Source organism: Paenibacillus sp. Marseille-Q7038 (assembly GCF_965111595.1).
This window is the reverse complement of the sequence record NZ_CBCOOM010000001.1, coordinates 2,018,474-2,035,612: the sequence shown is the minus strand read 5'-3', so window position 1 is coordinate 2,035,612 and position 17,139 is coordinate 2,018,474. Positions and strand designations below refer to the sequence as shown.

Annotated in this window: 13 protein-coding genes; 10 read left to right on the top strand and 3 right to left on the bottom strand. The window is 43.4% G+C overall.

The window, feature by feature from the left end:
• Positions 1 to 121: 121 nt before the first annotated feature.
• The 6 genes from ACWPWY_RS09580 to ACWPWY_RS09555 all read left to right on the top strand — a co-directional run bounded on the left by ACWPWY_RS09580 (position 122) and on the right by ACWPWY_RS09555 (position 5,434).
• Positions 122 to 703: a sigma-70 family RNA polymerase sigma factor gene (locus tag ACWPWY_RS09580; protein ID WP_454191483.1), complete on the top strand. Its 582-nt coding sequence runs from the start codon at positions 122 to 124 to the stop codon at positions 701 to 703.
• The gene (locus ACWPWY_RS09575) at positions 696 to 2,063 is read left to right on the top strand and encodes a DUF4179 domain-containing protein (RefSeq protein ID WP_454191482.1); all 1,368 of its coding nucleotides are present in this window, start codon (positions 696 to 698) and stop codon (positions 2,061 to 2,063) included. Before ACWPWY_RS09580 ends, ACWPWY_RS09575 begins: the two co-directional genes overlap by 8 nt.
• Before the next feature lie 126 nt (positions 2,064 to 2,189).
• Complete coding sequence (locus ACWPWY_RS09570) at positions 2,190 to 2,912, top strand: YebC/PmpR family DNA-binding transcriptional regulator (RefSeq protein ID WP_285742172.1); 723 nt, start codon at positions 2,190 to 2,192, stop codon at positions 2,910 to 2,912.
• A gap of 267 nt (positions 2,913 to 3,179) precedes the next feature.
• A complete protein-coding gene (locus tag ACWPWY_RS09565) occupies positions 3,180 to 3,707 on the top strand; it encodes a hypothetical protein (RefSeq protein WP_454191481.1) in 528 nt (175 codons plus the stop codon).
• A 155-nt stretch (positions 3,708 to 3,862) separates the two neighbouring features.
• Positions 3,863 to 4,627, top strand: a complete 765-nt coding sequence (locus tag ACWPWY_RS09560) for an exodeoxyribonuclease III (RefSeq protein ID WP_454191480.1) — start codon at positions 3,863 to 3,865, stop codon at positions 4,625 to 4,627.
• A gap of 177 nt (positions 4,628 to 4,804) precedes the next feature.
• Positions 4,805 to 5,434 (top strand): SGNH/GDSL hydrolase family protein, encoded by a 630-nt coding sequence (locus ACWPWY_RS09555; RefSeq protein WP_454191479.1) that lies wholly within the window; start codon positions 4,805 to 4,807, stop codon positions 5,432 to 5,434.
• A gap of 149 nt (positions 5,435 to 5,583) precedes the next feature.
• On the opposite strand, the gene ACWPWY_RS09550 is transcribed toward ACWPWY_RS09555, so the two are convergent.
• The 3 genes from ACWPWY_RS09550 to ACWPWY_RS09540 all read right to left on the bottom strand — a co-directional run bounded on the left by ACWPWY_RS09550 (position 5,584) and on the right by ACWPWY_RS09540 (position 8,114).
• A complete protein-coding gene (locus tag ACWPWY_RS09550) occupies positions 5,584 to 6,561 on the bottom strand; it encodes an electron transfer flavoprotein subunit alpha/FixB family protein (RefSeq protein ID WP_454191478.1) in 978 nt (325 codons plus the stop codon).
• Between the two features lie 128 nt (positions 6,562 to 6,689).
• Entirely contained in the window at positions 6,690 to 7,457 is a 768-nt protein-coding gene (locus tag ACWPWY_RS09545; protein WP_454191477.1) for an electron transfer flavoprotein subunit beta/FixA family protein, read from the bottom strand.
• A gap of 72 nt (positions 7,458 to 7,529) precedes the next feature.
• A complete protein-coding gene (locus ACWPWY_RS09540) occupies positions 7,530 to 8,114 on the bottom strand; it encodes a TetR/AcrR family transcriptional regulator (protein WP_191799662.1) in 585 nt (194 codons plus the stop codon).
• A gap of 367 nt (positions 8,115 to 8,481) precedes the next feature.
• On the opposite strand from ACWPWY_RS09540, the gene ACWPWY_RS09535 reads away from it, so the two are divergent.
• The 4 genes from ACWPWY_RS09535 to ACWPWY_RS09520 all read left to right on the top strand — a co-directional run bounded on the left by ACWPWY_RS09535 (position 8,482) and on the right by ACWPWY_RS09520 (position 17,060).
• Positions 8,482 to 10,662 (top strand): heterodisulfide reductase-related iron-sulfur binding cluster, encoded by a 2,181-nt coding sequence (locus ACWPWY_RS09535; RefSeq protein ID WP_454191476.1) that lies wholly within the window; start codon positions 8,482 to 8,484, stop codon positions 10,660 to 10,662.
• Positions 10,659 to 13,091, top strand: coding sequence for a 3-hydroxyacyl-CoA dehydrogenase NAD-binding domain-containing protein (locus ACWPWY_RS09530; protein ID WP_454191475.1), 2,433 nt, complete (start codon positions 10,659 to 10,661; stop codon positions 13,089 to 13,091). The genes ACWPWY_RS09535 and ACWPWY_RS09530 overlap by 4 nt, the downstream gene beginning before the upstream one ends.
• A gap of 152 nt (positions 13,092 to 13,243) precedes the next feature.
• The gene (locus tag ACWPWY_RS09525) at positions 13,244 to 14,449 is read left to right on the top strand and encodes an acetyl-CoA C-acyltransferase (RefSeq protein ID WP_454191474.1); all 1,206 of its coding nucleotides are present in this window, start codon (positions 13,244 to 13,246) and stop codon (positions 14,447 to 14,449) included.
• An 820-nt stretch (positions 14,450 to 15,269) separates the two neighbouring features.
• Positions 15,270 to 17,060: an acyl-CoA dehydrogenase family protein gene (locus ACWPWY_RS09520; RefSeq protein ID WP_454191473.1), complete on the top strand. Its 1,791-nt coding sequence runs from the start codon at positions 15,270 to 15,272 to the stop codon at positions 17,058 to 17,060.
• The last annotated feature ends 79 nt before the right edge of the window (positions 17,061 to 17,139 follow it).

Here is a 17,139-nt window from a genome sequence, read left to right as displayed (position 1 = left end):
GAGTCACAGCTTGTTCTGGTGGCTCTTTTATTTTTGGCATGAACAAAAACCAAATGGGCTGCACGTCAGTCTAATTAACAAATAGAGGAAATCAGACCGGATGGAAAGGAGGAGGGATTGAGTGGATTTAGTGGAACTGGCTGTGAAAGCAAAACAAGGAGATGAAGAAGCATTCTTAGAGCGAATGAGTGTAGACAAGCATAAAATATACGGCATTGCTTATTCCTATATGCTCAATCAGCAGGATGCGCTAGACGTGGTCCAAGAAACGGTGAGCAAAGTATGGGCAAAACGGAAATCACTGAAGCAACCGGAATATTTTACAACATGGGTCATTCGAATCTTAATACGCGTATGTATGGATGAACAGAAGAAGAAACGTAGAGAGGTGCCTACGGCTGCGGATCATATGGGATATGATGCAGTACTTGCTCCGCAAAGTGTAGATTCCGATCACAAATTAGATATGGAAAAACGGATTAGAAAGCTACAGCCGAAATATCGGATGGTCATCGTACTGAAATATTATCGTGATCTTACCATTCCAGATATCGCTGAACTTATGGACAAGCCGGAAGGGACGATCCGAACCTGGCTTCATAAGGGATTGAAACAAATGAGAATTGAGATGATGGAAGAAGAGGATCATGAAGAAAAAGAAAGGCCATGGACTGAGGACAGGAAGGTGAGGAAATATGTCTGAAAATCAAGATAAGAATTGGGAGAATATTTTTGAGCTAAATAAACAACTGCATGAGCAGCGGATGATGGTATCTGACTTCGAACTTGATCTTGCAATCCGTAAGGGATTGTCACAAGGAAAGAAAACGGATGGGGATGTGAGAAAAAGGAGATCTGTTTTTGTAGCAGCCGCAGCTATGATGAGTGTTTTTATAATATTCGTTGCCGGTATCAGAGTATCACCAGCCTTTGCTTCCACAGTTCGGGACATGCCGGGTTTGAATAAATTCGTAGATCTCATTCGGTATGACAGCTTATTTGCAAAAGCAATGGAACATGATTTTCTACAAAAAGTAGGAATTTCAGATACATCGGAAGATACCGTGTTTACGGTGGGAAGTATACTTGCGGATGAAGACCGGATTCTCATACTCTATTCCCTAAATGGTCCAAAAGTGAGGGAAGGGAAAGCGAATGATTATATGGCTTTTGAATTGACGAATGAAAAAGGAGAAAAGATCAGCGAGCCACAACTAAGCGGTCTTCCTAAAGAGATTGAGGAAGCAGTTGACACTTATGAAAAACTTGATTTTCGCTTGTTAGACGGTCAAACGATGCCGGAACGGTTAATTCTGAAAGTGAATATGATTGGTCATCATTATGAAATTACATTTACCGTGGATAAAGAACGTTTTGCGGGTATGAGAGAGGTCATTCCAGTCGATAAGCAGATGGAAGTAGATGGTCAGAAAGTGATCATTGATCAAGTAACGATTACGCCTCTTCAAGCAAAAGTGCATGTCACAGCAGACCCAAATAATACAATGCAGATCAATGATTTAGTTGATTTAAGATTAAATGATAATACTGATTACAAAAGAAGAATGGAGACCGTACAGGGTGACTTAGCAACAGGAGAGCGAACTTATTTCTTTGAAAGTCCTTATTTTAGTCAAACGGACTCGTTGACTTTAGAAGCAAAAGGATTCTTTTTGAATAAACGAGATCAAGTATTTACATTTAATACAGAGACGGTAGAGACCATACACACACCTAACCCACACATTGTCTTAGATAAGGTAGAGGAAACAGGAAACGAAATTCAAGTAAGCATCAGTGCAGAAGGAATTTATGACCAGACGGAATATCCATATTTCAATCCTTATGTACAATTTTTCAATGAAGATAACACATTCACAGATGCTGCAGGTAAAGAATACCCAATGAACGACGCTAAATTGTTAATGTGGACGGGACCCGGCACGGAGAGCCACGAAATGACGTTCTCTATACCCAAAAGGGAATATAAACAGCCTTTGTCTTTCAAGGTGAAGGAATACCCAGGATTTGCGAAAGCAGATATCAATATTAAAATAAAATAGAATTTGTCCTTATGTCGTTCATGTATCGCTTACAAGAAATGTGACGTGTAAACTTTTCAACTCATTCCATAAAAGCTATAATAGAAAGGATTGAGCCTGATTCTAAGTGAAAGAGAGCGATATATTATGGGTCGTAAATGGAATAACATCAAAGAGAAAAAGGCAAATAAGGACGCTAGTACTAGCCGAATCTATGCCAAATTTGGACGTGAAATATATGTAGTTGCTCGCCAGGGTGAACCTGATCCTGAGTCGAACCGCGCACTGAAAGTAGTACTTGAGCGTGCCAAAACTTATAACGTACCAAAAGCGATCATCGACCGCGCACTGGAAAAAGCAAAAGGCGGTTCCGAAGAAAACTTTGACGAACTTCGTTATGAAGGTTTTGGACCTAATGGTTCCATGGTTATTGTGGATGCCCTCACGAACAACGTGAATCGTACTGCTTCTGAAGTACGTTCCACTTTCAGTAAAAACGGAGGAAACCTCGGAGTAAGTGGTTCCGTAAGCTACATGTTTGATTCAACAGCCGTTATCGGTGTAGAAGGAAAAACAGCGGATGACGTGCTTGAACTGCTAATGGAAGCAGATCTTGATGTACGTGACATTATCGAAGAAGATGATTCTGTTATCGTGTACGCTGAACCAGATCAATTCCACGCCGTACAAGATGCTTTCAAAAATGCAGGCATTTCCGAATTTACGGTAGCCGAGCTTACTATGCTTCCACAAACCTTCGTATCTCTAGAAGGCGATGCACTTGCTCAGTTCGAGAAACTGATCGATGTGCTTGAAGATCTGGAAGATGTGCAGCAGGTGTACCACAACGTGGAGTTCGACGAAGAATAGGAAAAATTCCTTTAACCTCGACGTTTTAAAGTCTTGATGTCTTGTCTGACCATGGAAATAAATTCGTGATTCACCGTATTTTTCATTCAGCGATGGTATGTATTAGGTCGTTTGTTGATTTTTATGGTGATGTACGTTTTTATGAATGGTATCTTATTTTAACTCACTTTTTGTATGGGATGTAACTATACAAGGAGTGAGTTTTTTATTATTAGAAGATGTTCACAATGGATTTCTTTTTAATCGAATAAGGAGAAGGATAACAGAGTGCTGCAACCTTTATTAAGGCTTTTCTCGTCTATATTAGCGAGAGGTGAAGAAAAGATGAAAAAGGTTTTTATAAGTCTGATATTAACTATGGTGGTTGTTGTTTTCTTAGCAGCATGCTCATCCCAAGATTTAGACAACAGCAAAGTGTTAACTGTGAATTCCATTAACAACGTAGAAGGTTCCGAAGAAAAGGAAAGTAAAACCAAAGATCAGCTTAGTGAGAAGCAGTTTGAAACTCAAAAGGAAACTTTAATGGAAAGCTTCTTGATCGAAAATCCAGAGTATGAAAAAGAAAATCTCGAGAGCATATGGGCATTGGTGTTAGATGTTGTTCCTAGTAAAGATGAAAACCAATTATCTGTAAAGATAAAAGATTATGATACACAAGAGATACTTATACTTAAGGATGAAAAAGAGAAATTATCAGATATAAAAAAAGGTCAAGATATCGTTGCTATAACAACGAAGCTATGGAAACAATCTGCACCACCGCAGAATAGCCCATTAAAGTTAATTATCTTATAAGGGATAATGGCTAGAAGGAAACGAACATACTTCCTTGTTAGTTAAGAAACCTCCTTTTACTCTGGGCAGACTGTAGAGATACTAGCTTGCTAGTTTGCCTACGGTCTTTTTATTTACTAGAATGAAAAGAAAGTATAGACATCAAGGAGAGAGACATGAAACTAGTATCTTGGAACGTAAACGGGCTTAGAGCTTGTGTAAAAAAAGGGTTTATGGATTATTTTCATCAAATGAATGCGGATATTTTCTGTCTTCAAGAGACAAAACTGCAAGAAGGACAGATTGAACTGGAGCTCGGGGAAGGGTATCAGGACTACTGGAGTTATGCCGAGAAAAAAGGATACTCGGGCACTGCGATATTTACTCGCATAGAACCATTGTCCGTCCAGTATGGAATGAGTGAAGAAGATCCGGACGTGGAAGGCAGAATGATCACTTTAGAATTTGAATCATTTTATCTCGTGAACGTGTATACACCGAATGCTCGGAGAGATCTATCGAGGCTCCCTCTTCGTCTAGATTGGGAAGAACAATTTCGAGAGTATATTACGGGCTTGGATCAGAAAAAACCTGTGGTGATTTGTGGGGATCTTAATGTCGCACACCAAGAGATAGATATCAAAAATGCGAAGAGCAATCGGGGCAATTCGGGTTTTACAGATGAGGAACGGGGGAAAATGACGAAATTGCTGGAAGCCGGATTTGTGGATACATTCCGTTACTTTTATCCTGATCAGACTGATGTATATAGCTGGTGGTCTTATATGGCGAAGGTTCGAGAGCGGAATATCGGCTGGCGTATTGATTATTTTCTAGCATCGGAGAGAATTGCTCCCCAATTAATAGACGCATCGATCGATAGTCAAGTGCTCGGTAGTGATCATTGTCCAATCGTGCTTGAAATAGATATTGCTAAATAAAATTGATAATCCTGAGTTGCTTGGTTTTGTTAGGTTAGGTATATTAAACGTTTTGTTATTATCACTATTTTTGTTATGTGAATTTACGGAAACCTATTCCCAATTCGAACTGATAGCGTTATCATAGGGGTTGGAAATGATAGTATATATCAGGTAATTGGAGAGGGGAAGTAAACAGTGAGCCATCCGTTTCAACAGGGAGAGACCGTTCTTTTTATTGGAGACAGCATTACTGATTGTGGTCGTGATTATAGTAACAATTGGAGTCTTGGCAGTGGATATGCTTTGCTGACAGCAGCGGAAGTTGGAAAACAATATCCTGAGCTAAATATGAAGTTTATAAATCGGGGTATTAACGGTAACCGAATTACGGATCTGCAGCAAAGATGGGAAGAGGACTGTATCGCTCATCAGCCGGATTGGGTGTCGATCTATATCGGTATTAATGACACTTGGCGTTATTACGATCAAGGTGAGTTTACTTCACCCGAAGATTTCTATCGTACATATCGTGATCTGATTGTTCAAACCAAGGAAAAAACAAAGGCGAAATTGGTCCTCATCGAACCATTTGTTCTTCCAGTTCCCGCAGGGCAGAGAGAATGGAGAGCAGATCTGGATCCAAAAATTCATGCGATTCGCGAGTTAGCTCGTGAATTTAAAACATATTATATCCCTTTAGATGGTTTATTTGCTTCAAAAAGTACCCAACTCGATCCTGCATTCTGGGCAGAAGATGGAGTACACCCAACAGCGGCAGGTCATGCTCTGATTAGTAAAGCATGGCTCGAAGCGGTTCAATCCTAATATAAGAAAAGCACAACACTTTTATCAAAAAAAAGAAAATATCAATAAAAGAAAACTACCTCCTGCAAGCATCCATTATGGATGAGAGCTAAAGGTAGTTTTTTTATTTTACAATCAAATCAATTTCATAATACCAACATCAATATCCATTATACAAGCACTTTACGGAATTCTTCGGTGAGAAGCGGTACCACTTCAAATAAATCGCCAACAATACCATAGTCTGCGACTTTAAAAATCGGTGCTTCTGGATCTTTATTGATCGCAATAATGACTTTGGATTGACTCATGCCCGCCAAATGCTGGATTGCTCCGCTTATGCCGCAGGCGATATAGATTTCAGGAGTAACGACTTTACCGGTCTGACCGATTTGAAGGGAGTAATCACAGTATCCTGCATCACAAGCTCCACGGGAAGCACCGACAGCACCTCCTAGCAAATCGGCAAGTTCTTCGAGCGGTTTGAATCCTGCTTCACTCTTGACACCGCGGCCTCCAGAGATCACCACTTTGGCTTCCGTCAGATCTATTTTTCCTGTAGCTTTGCTCACGACATCTTTAATCACGGTACGCAGGGAAGGAGCAGGATAAGCGATATCCACTATACTTGATGGAGCAACAGTCTCACTTAATTCAGCAGGTTTAATATTATTAGGACGAATGGTAACGACAGCAGGAGTGGATTCGAATACACGTTTCTCAAATGCTTTCCCTGCATAAAGGGGCCGGGTGAAAATCGTTTCCCCGTCTTCATTATCAATCGCGGTTACGTCGGAAATTTGACCTGCTTGTAAATAGGCTGCAACTTGCGGGGCAAGATCCCGTCCAATGGCGGTATGACCAAAAAGTACGATGTCTGGTTTAGTCTGATCCAATGCAGTCTTAATTGCAGCAAAGTAGGCATCGGGATTATAGTGCGTAAGGTCTGCATGTTCCATGGCGACAACCTGATTTGCTCCGTAAGGAAGGATCGCAGACACCGCTTCTGTAATCTGGGATCCAGCAACAAAAGCGCAGATGGTATCCCCTTCCTTCGCAATGAACTGAGCTGCACCTAACGTCTCCTTAGCAACTTGACGTAACTTACCTTCACGGCTTTCAGCGTAAATGAATATCGTTTTGCTCATCAATGTAACCTCCCGGGCAATATAGAATAAATCAAGCAGGGGATCATGGTTCACAAAAAAATTGCATGTAGGACATTCTACTTGCCATACAGTTATAGAAACATCACAATTGAAAACGTATTCAAAAGTTAAATCACTTTAGACTTCGTTCGCAGTAAGGAAACAAGTTCAGATACCGCTTCGGCAGGTTCGCCTTTTAGAATTTGCCCAGCACTTCGTTCTGGGGGGAGCGTGAGTTCGGTTTGTTTTGTCGCTGGCTTCACTTCATCCTCCGTAAGGTCCAAATCTTCAAGTGTATAGGTTTTGAATGGTTTTTTCTTCGCTTTCATAATGCCGGGCAGGGAAGGATAGCGGGGTTCATTTAGTCCTTGTTGAGCGGTGAATAGGGCTGGTAAGGGGAGGGTGAGTATTTCAAGATCTCCCTCTGCGTCACGGTGAACTTCTGCGGTCGTACCGTTTATCGTCAGTTTAGTGATGGAAGCGGTATGGGGGATATGGAGCAGCTTCGCAAGCCGAATCGCCACTTGGCCTGATCCGCGATCGACCGAGATATTACCGCCAAGAATGAGGTCCGGATTTTCTTTGGATAGATAGGTATATAGAACTTTGGAGACAGCATACTCATCATCCGGAATTCGATCATCCGAGATGAGGACTGCTTCATCGGCACCCATTGCAAGGGCAGTGCGCAGCGCTTCGGCGGTTCGACTGGGACCGAGGGATACAAGGGTTACGCTGCCGCCAAGCTCATCACGAAGCTTGACGGCTTCCTCCACTGCATATTCATCATAAGGGTTAATGACAAACTTGACTCCATCTTCCACAATCGTACCTTGCTTCACTACGATTTTTTCCTCTGTATCAAATGTTTGTTTCATGAGCACTACAATTTTCATCGTTTACGCTCTCCCTTCAAAATGAATGCTTGTGAGTTTTTTATATGTGAATAGTAGAGATGTAGAACCTCTCTACTTGGAAACGCCGTGAATAAAAAACTGAAGTGTTTCATCCACTTGATCACGTAAGGAGTACTTTTGACCAGATAAAAGCCAAGAAGTAACGACTTCGTCCATGGAACCAAAAATTAAATTTCGCACAAGTTTTACATTGAGGTTCGCCCGAAACTGTCCATTGTCGATCCCTTGTTGAACAATATTCTCGATAAGCTCGATGTATGGCTTCAGCGTAATTCCTATTTCTTTTCGCAGTTCCAGTTCACTTTGCCGCATTTCAATCTGAGTCACATAAGCAAGCTCTGGATTATTCTCAAGTTCCGTGTAATGAATGGTGCATATCATTCGTAGCGCTTCACATGCATCATTCGTTTCAGCTACGCTTTCATGAAACTTATTTACCAGTTCTCCAAGCTTTTCTTGGAACAGATGAATGAGTATGTCCTCCTTTCTTTTGAAATACAAATAAATCGTTCCATCCGCTACGCCGGCTGCCTTGGCAATCTTGGAAACTTGCGAACGGTGATAGCCGTTTTCAGCGAATACCTTGAGGGCGCCCTGAAGAATTAAATGATATTTTTCTGTTTTTTTACTTGTCATATCGTCACCCCGATGTTAGACTACAATTAAATTTATGAATGAATACTCATTCAGTTTCTTTTGATCATCATAGAATACGTTCTTATCATTGTCAACGATGGGTTAACAAATATTAAATATGCAGCAATTACATCTACTTTATAGAGAATAGAGACGTTCATCATTCACGTTATTTGACGAATCCATGTTGTATTACAGTCAAACGGAGTATGGAGGTCTCTTTTTTATACATTAGATGAAAGCGCTTCATACAAACGCTTCCCTAATCTTGGCTTGGTGAGAAATAAAGAAGGGAGTGACACGCTGCCCAAAGACGATAAAGAGAAGGATTCTAGGTAAAGAATGAAGATACAAGGGGCTGATGAGGATGATCTTGCAAATCGGGAATGCGTTGCTCTTTTTCCTCGTTACCGGTCTAGCGGTATATCTGTTCCTAAGAGTCGTGTATCATCGGTATCTGTACATTCGTTTAGGAAAGCCGGCTGACCTCAGGCGAGATGTGAACGAACGATTACGCACCTTTGCCGTTCAGGTATTTGGTCAAACGAAACTTTTTAAAGATCCAAGAAGCGGTATTATGCACTTTGTTGTCTTTTACGGTTTTATTATTTTGCAGTTTGGCGCACTGGATATTATCTGGAAAGGCCTAAGTGGTCATCGGCTTCCGATTCCAGGTTATGAAGGGTTCATTCTCATGCAAGAGGTTACGGTAGTTCTCATTCTTCTGGCCATCGCTTACGCGGCATACCGCAGATATGGGGAGAAACTGAATCGATTGAAACGTGGGTTTAAACCTAGTATCGTCGTCATCTTCATTACAACGCTTATGATATCGGTTCTTTTCACCATGGCATTCGAGAGAGTAAGAGAAGGCTTGGCATCATCTTCACTATCCCCGATCTCATCAAGTCTTGCGGTTGCTGTAAGCTGGATGCCTGACATGGCAATCAACGCTCTATACTACGTATGTTGGTGGCTCCATCTCATGATCTTGCTATCATTCCTGCTATATGTTCCTCAATCGAAACACTTTCATCTCATTACAGCCCCTATCAATATTTTATTTAGCAGAACAACTGCCCCAGGAAAATTAACCACTTTAGATTTCGAAGATGAAGAAGCTGAATCTTACGGTGTAGGTAAAATAGAAGATTTCACTCAGAAACAAATGCTTGATTTCTATGCATGCGTTGAATGTGGACGCTGTACGAATGTATGTCCTGCTTCGAGTACAGGAAAGATTCTGTCGCCCATGCACATGATCGTGAAACTGAGGGATCATTTGACGGAAAAAGGAGCTCTGCTCACTTCCAAATCACCTTGGGTGCCCGCTGCTGTATTTGGATACTCGGGAGTTTATTCCATGAGTAGTACAGACCATGAACTCGCGGAGTGGAAGGGAGAAGGTATCACTGATATTCGTCCCACGATGGCAGCTCAGAAGAAAGCATGGCATCAGGTGGAAGGTGTGAATGTCAAGGATGTTCAGCTTATTGGGGGAGTGATGACAGAAGAAGAAATATGGGCTTGTACGACTTGCCGTAATTGCGAAGATCAGTGCCCGGTCTCCAATGAACACGTAGACAAAATTGTCGATCTGCGCAGATATCTTGTTCTTATGGAAGGCAGTGTGCCGCAAGAAGGACAAAGAGCGATGCAGAACATTGAGCGTCAAGGTAACCCATGGGGCATCAGCCGGGCTGAACGCAGTAAATGGGTGAAGGAAATAGACCCGGAAGATACCTTTCATCTTCAGATCCCGACCGTGAAAGAGAATCCGGCATTCGAGTATTTGTTTTTTGTAGGTTCGATGGGTTCCTATGATAATCGCAGCCGCAAAATAACCCGCGCGTTGGTTCGTCTGATGAACGAAGCAGGCGTAAACTTTGCCATTCTGGGGAACGAAGAAAAAAATTCTGGCGACACACCACGCCGGATGGGGAACGAATTCCTGTTCCAGCAATTATGTACAGAGAATATCGAGATCTTTGAAAAGTATGGTGTCCATAAAATCGTCACCGCTTGCCCGCACACCTTCAACATTTTTAAGAATGAATACCCTGATTTTGGATTAAAGGCAGAAGTACTGCACCACACCCAGCTCTTAGACCAACTCGTGAAAGAAGGAAGACTCTCCCCGAAACATGCTGTTGAAGAAAAAATTACGTATCACGATTCCTGTTATCTTGGTCGGTACAACGATGTTTATGATCAGCCACGTGACGTACTTAGGGCCATCCCAGGTGTAACGCTGCTTGAGATGGAGCGAACTCGTGAAAACGGAATGTGCTGTGGTGCCGGTGGCGGGCAGATGTGGATGGAAGAGGGTGAGGGAAAACGGGTAAATCTAGCCCGAACGGAGCAAGCCCTTGCGGTATCGCCAACGATGATCAGTTCCGCTTGTCCTTACTGCCTTACGATGCTAGAAGATGGTACGAAGCTACAAGAAGTAGAAGAGCAAGTGAAAACTCGAGATATTGCGGAAATTTTGGAAGCGTCTGTATTTGGAATGAAAGAAACCCACGAACGGGAGGTCGTAGTTAAATGAACAAAACGTTAGCACAAGATACGGCTCACAAGACTGCTTCTAGGACGATTTCAAAAGCCGCCGTTATAGGGTCCGGTGTCATGGGGTCGGGTATTGCAGCCCATCTGGCCAATGCAGGAATTCCTTGTTTATTGCTTGATGTTGTTCCGAGATCTCTAAGCCCAGAGGATGAAAAAGCAGGGTTAAGCCTTGCAGATCCTAAGTTTAGAAATAAACTGGCAGCAAAAGCAATTGCATCTCTTCCAAAATCTAGTTTGGCTCCGCTTTTTGCGGCAGATTTTGTACAGCGAATTACACCGGGGAATATAGAAGATCATTTCCATCTACTAAAAGATGTGGACTGGATTATCGAAGTGGTGACGGAAAAGCTCGACATAAAGAAATCCATTCTAAAACAGATTGAAGGAGTGGTAAAAGAAGGAACGATCGTAAGTACCAACACTTCGGGAATCTCGGTTAACGCCATGGTGGAGGATTGCAGCGAACGCTTTCGCAAGAACTTTATCGGAACTCATTTCTTTAACCCTCCTAGACATATGAAACTGCTCGAGATCATTCCTGGATTTGATACTGACCCGGAGATCACCTCGTTTATGGGGGACTTCTGTTCAAGAAGGCTTGGTAAAGGGGTCGTGCTTGCAAAAGATACACCTAATTTTATATCCAATCGGATTGGCACGTATGGTCTGCTTGTTACTTTACATGAAATGAAAAAAAACAACTATACCGTAGAAGAAGTGGATGCAGCTACGGGTCCTGTCCTCGGCAGGCCGAAAAGCGCGACCTTACGAACGCTGGATCTTGTGGGTATCGATACGTTTGTTCATGTTGCTCGGAATGTATACGACCATGTTCCAGAGGGACCTGAGAAAGACATTTTCGCTGTACCTGATGTCCTACATGATTTGGTAGCAAAAGGTTGGATTGGAGAAAAGGGCGGCCAAGGTTTCTATAAGAAAGTGAAAGGGGAGCAGGGCAGCAAAATACTCTCACTTGATCTGTCCAGGGTGGACTATAATCCAAGCGCAAAAATTAGATCAGCTTCGATCGAAGCTGCAAAAGCGGTAAAAGGTTCAAGGAAGAAAATAAAAGCATTCCTTGGCACCCATGACCGTTATTCGGAACTGGCTTGGAATGTACTTAAACAAGTACTGATTTATTCCGCTGAAAAATTGGGAGAGATCGCGGATTCCATTGAAGATATCGATAATGCAATGAAATGGGGCTTTAACTGGGAGCTTGGACCATTTGAAACATGGGATCTGATTGGGCTACCCGAATCCGTACAGCGGATGGAAGCAGAAGGTCTCGTCATACCAGCTTGGGTCAAAGATTGGATTGCCGCGGGCAACAAGTCTTTCTATGAGCAAAAAGACGGAGCTGTTCTCCACTTCTATAAAGGAGCTTACAAAGAAGTCGAAACACAGACAGAACGGATCTCGCTTCAAAGCCTGAAGGCGCAGAACAAGATCATTCGCCAAAACACGGGTGCGAACCTGATTGATATTGGAGATGACGTCGCTTGTCTGGAGTTTACTTCACCGAATAATGCGATTGGTGCAGATATTCTAGTCATGATTCAGCAAAGTGCTGAGGAAGTGAAAGCTAATTATCGCGGACTTGTGATAGCAAATGAGGGACGTAATTTCTGCGTTGGGGCCAATCTTATGCTCATGCTGATGGAAGCCCAAAGCGGGGACTGGGATGAAGTGGATGATATCATCCGTTTATTCCAAGGCAGTATGATGAAATTAAAAGGTTTTGAAAAACCGGTAGTGGCAGCACCTCACCGAATGACACTTGGCGGCGGTGTGGAGGCTTGCCTTCCAGCAGATCGCATTATTTTCTCCGCAGAATCTTACTTTGGATTGGTCGAGACGGGTGTAGGACTCATTCCAGCGGGCGGCGGTTGTAAGGAACTAGCACTCATGACGAGTGACCGTTATAGAGATCCTGATTCGGATCTTCAGCCTGAACTAAACCGAATTTTCGAAATGATCGCCATGGCGAAAACGTCAACCAGTGGTCATGAAGCTCTGCGTATGTATGGTCGTAGTCATGACCGGGTCGTGATGAATCAAGACTTCCGTATATTTGAAGCTAAACAAGCGGTACTTGATCTCGAACGGGCAGGCTATCAGCCAAAAGGAACTGGTAAAGCAAGAGTAGCGGGAAGAGACGGTCGTGCGGTTCTGCAAGTGGGAGCACTTGGATTGAAAAACAGCGGGTACATTAGTGATCATGATTATTTGATAGCGAAGAAACTAGCACACATTCTGACAGGAGGAGATGTGTCTCCAGGAACCGTCGTCAGTGAACAGTATTTACTTGATCTGGAACGAGAAGCTTTCCTCAGTCTACTTGGAGAAGTGAAAACACAGCAGCGTATGCAGCACATGTTGTCCAAAGGTAAACCGCTACGTAACTGAATCAATTTCATACTACCTTTAGTTGCTTTAATCAGGGCTATATATAGATAAAAATGGTTTTGTTTTTCTATATATAGTTACAAATTTATCATTTTAATGAGTTATGAAATTGATTCAACTAGTCTTTTAATCCAAAGGGTGAGGTGAAAATCATGAGAGAAGCAGTGATTGTATCGCTAGCTCGTACGGCGATCGGGAAAGCGAAGAAGGGGAGTCTGGCACAGACGAGGGTGGAAGATCTAGGGAAGGCGGTACTCGAAGCAGTCATTGACCGTGCCCCTGGACTGCAAAAGGAAGATGTGGACGATATCATCCTTGGTTGTGCGATGCCGGAGGGTGAGCAAGGCTTAAATGTAGCGAGGATTATTTCGCTATATGCAGGATACCCGGTTACGGTTCCTGCGCTGACCGTCAATCGTTTCTGTTCATCTGGTTTACAAGCGATTTCTTTTGCGGCAGAACGTATTATGCTTGGGCACGCAGATGTCATTATTGCCGGTGGTGTGGAAAGCATGAGTCATGTACCCATGACCGGGTTCAAACCTGCTCCTCATCACCGGATTGTGGAAGAAATGCCGGAAGTGTACATGGGCATGGGCCATACGGCGGAAGAAGTGGCGCGCAGATTTAATGTGGATCGCGAAGCGCAAGATGCCTTTGCTGTAGGAAGTCACCGCAAAGCAGCAGCAGCAATTGCTTCCGGTAAGTTCCGAGAAGAAATCGTACCTGTCACGGTAGCCACCACTTCGGTAGACGAACAAGGAAGAGTACGCAGCCATTCTTTCACGTTTGATACCGATGAAGGTGTTCGAGAAGATACTTCAATGGAAGGACTCAGTCGACTCAGACCTGCCTTTTACATCCAAGGTACCGTAACCGCAGGCAATGCCTCCCAGACCAGTGACGGAGCAGCTGTTGTAGCCGTGATGAGCCGGGAAAAGGCGCAAGAACTTGGACTTACCCCGCTTGCTACTTTTCGTTCATTTGCTCTTGCCGGTGTAGAGCCGGAGGTGATGGGAGTAGGTCCTGTCGAAGCGATTCCCAAAGCACTTAAAATGGCGGGAATTGAAAAAGACGATGTGAATCTCTATGAAATTAATGAAGCTTTTGCATCGCAATGCCTTCATATCATTCGAGCTTTGGAACTCGATGAGAACAAGGTGAATGTGAATGGGGGTGCGATCGCCCTGGGTCACCCGCTAGGTTGTACGGGAGCTAAACTTACGGTCAGCTTGATCTCCGAACTGGCGAGGCGGGGAGGAGGTTACGGTGTAGTAAGTATGTGTATCGGCGGAGGGATGGGAGCCGCCGGGGTGTTTGAAGTCCACCCACAGAAACAGTTCAGCATGGGGTATTAAGTCACTAAAAAACATACCACACTGAAAGATATAAACACTGATAGACATAAAACCTGCTGATACTGGTTTAAAACAAATTGCCGAGAAGTGCAGATAATCCTCTCACTTGATTGAAGCATTCCCTTTATAAATCTGGATTTCACCTTACCTAATATTATCCTCAAATTGAGATGCAGCAGCGATAGGGACCGAACTGTCTTACGAGTACCGAACTGTCTCATGAGTTCTGAACCCAGCTCGTGTACCACTTTAATGGGCGAACAGCTAGCCCTTGGAAATCCAATTCAGCTCCAAGATGTGATGCAGATAAAGAGGATTAAGTTCGTGGCTGAAAGCAAGAATTGAAGCGGAACGAAGCCAAGCTGATTCTTATTACCTCATTACTCATACTCACACTCACACTAAGTAGTTCGCTTTATCCAAGGCAGTTTCAAGGGGGGAAACCTTGAAACTCGCCCCTGCCTACACCAAATTTGTGTAGGAGCAGTATGTCTTGAAGGCAGTACCCAACCCTGCTTGCGTAGAAAGCGGAATCGTCCTGAAGAAGCGAAGCGCTCGCCTTTGAATCTGGATTTCAACCTTACCCCATTCCATCAAGAAATCCAGATTCAACAGCGATCGTAAGGTCGATCCGCATTCGAAGCATCACCTAACGATGCTCGGCCGATCCACATTCAAAGCACCACGCAACGATGCTCGGCCGATCCACATTCAAAGCACCACGCAACGATGCTTGGCCGATCCGCATCCGAAGCACCACCAACGATGCTCGACCGATCCTGATCCACCCCGAATCCCCCAGCCGAAAGGAGAATAACTCATGACTGACAACCAAACCAAAGAACCAAAAATCAAAGGCGGAAGTTTTATCATCGATAACGTCGATGTGAATCGCATCGTAACACCTGAGGATTTTACCGAAGAACACCGTATGATCGGAGAAACGGTACGCGATTTTATTGATGGCGAAGTGATTCCTAAAGATGAGGAACTAGAGAAACTAAATTATGACCTGACCGTAGAGCTGCTTCAAAAAGCAGGAGAGCTTGGACTTCTTGGAGCAGATGTTCCTGAGATGTTTGGAGGAATTGGTCTTGATAAAGTAAGTTCAACAATCATTACCGAGTATTTTTCCAAAAGTTCAGGGTTTGCCCTTTCCTTTGGTGCTCATGTAGGAATCGGGACGCTGCCCATCGTTTACTTTGGTACAGCGGAGCAGAAGCATAAATATTTACCCGACTTAGCAAGCGGAGCGAAAATCGCTGCTTACTGTCTGACCGAGCCAACATCCGGTTCTGATGCTCTGGCTGCAAAAACAACAGCTCGTCTCTCGGAAGACGGAGAGTACTATATTTTAAATGGATCAAAACTGTATATCACGAATGCGGGATTTGCCGATATTTTCATTGTCTATGCGAAGGTGGAGGGAGCGCATTTCACTGCTTTTATTGTAGAGAAAGAGATGGAAGGATTTACGATTGGGCCGGAGGAAAAGAAAATGGGAATCAAAAGTTCCTCTACACGCCCGCTCTTTTTTGAAGATGTGAAAGTCCCCAAAGAAAATTTACTCGGAGAAATTGGAAAAGGTCACCGTATCGCTTTTAATATTCTTAACATCGGACGCTATAAACTTGCGGCAGGTACCGTGGGTGCGTCGAAAGAATCGATAGAACTCAGTGCCAAGTATGCGAATACACGCAAACAATTTGAAACCCCGATCTCGAGCTTCCCGCTCATACGTAAAAAACTGGCCGAAATGAATATTATTACGTTTGTGATGGAAAGTATGGTGTACCGTACAGCGGGGCTGTTGGATGAAGCTCTCGCAGACATTGATTACAGTCATCCAGAGGCAGGTGTTCACTCAGCAAACGCAATTTCGGATTATGCCATTGAGTGCTCGATCAATAAGGTATTTTCTTCAGAAGGTCTCGATTTTATTGCAGATGAAGGAGTCCAGATTCATGGAGGGTATGGATATATTCAGGAATATAAAATTGAACGAATCTACCGAGATTCCCGTATTAATCGAATTTTTGAAGGAACGAATGAAATTAACCGACTCCTTATCCCCGGTACCTTAGTGAAAAAAGCGTTAAAAGGGGAAATCGCCCTTATGCAAAAAGCACAAGGTCTCCAAGGTGAACTGCTGCAAATGGTTCCGGCTCAGGAATATGAAGGGGTGCTGGGACAAGAGGAACACATTCTGGATATGGTGAAGAAAATATTCCTGCTTACAGGCGGATTTGCCGTGCAGAAACTAGGTACCAGCCTAGAGAAGGAACAAGAGACTTTGTCCAATCTAGCGGATATTTTAATTGATGTGTTTGCGCTGGAGAGTGCGCTGCTTCGTACAAAGAAACAACTAGCTCGCGTATCAGAAGAAAAAGCCATGAACATGGTGGAGATGACCAAAGTGTATGCTTATGAAGCGCTGCAAAGAGCGGAAGCTACCGCCAAGGAAACACTCACTTCTCTTGAATCCGGCGATATGCTCCGGATGCAGTTATCTGTGCTGAAAAAACTAACAAAATTAAGTCCCGTAGACAAGGTAGCACTGAAACGCAGCATTGCCGCTAGGGTGGTAACAAACGAACGTTATACCGTATAACTGCGCATCATCTTTGCTAGATATAAAATGGTTTTGGATGAGGAGTAGGTCAGCAGGAAGCATTCCGAGAGGAAAGGAT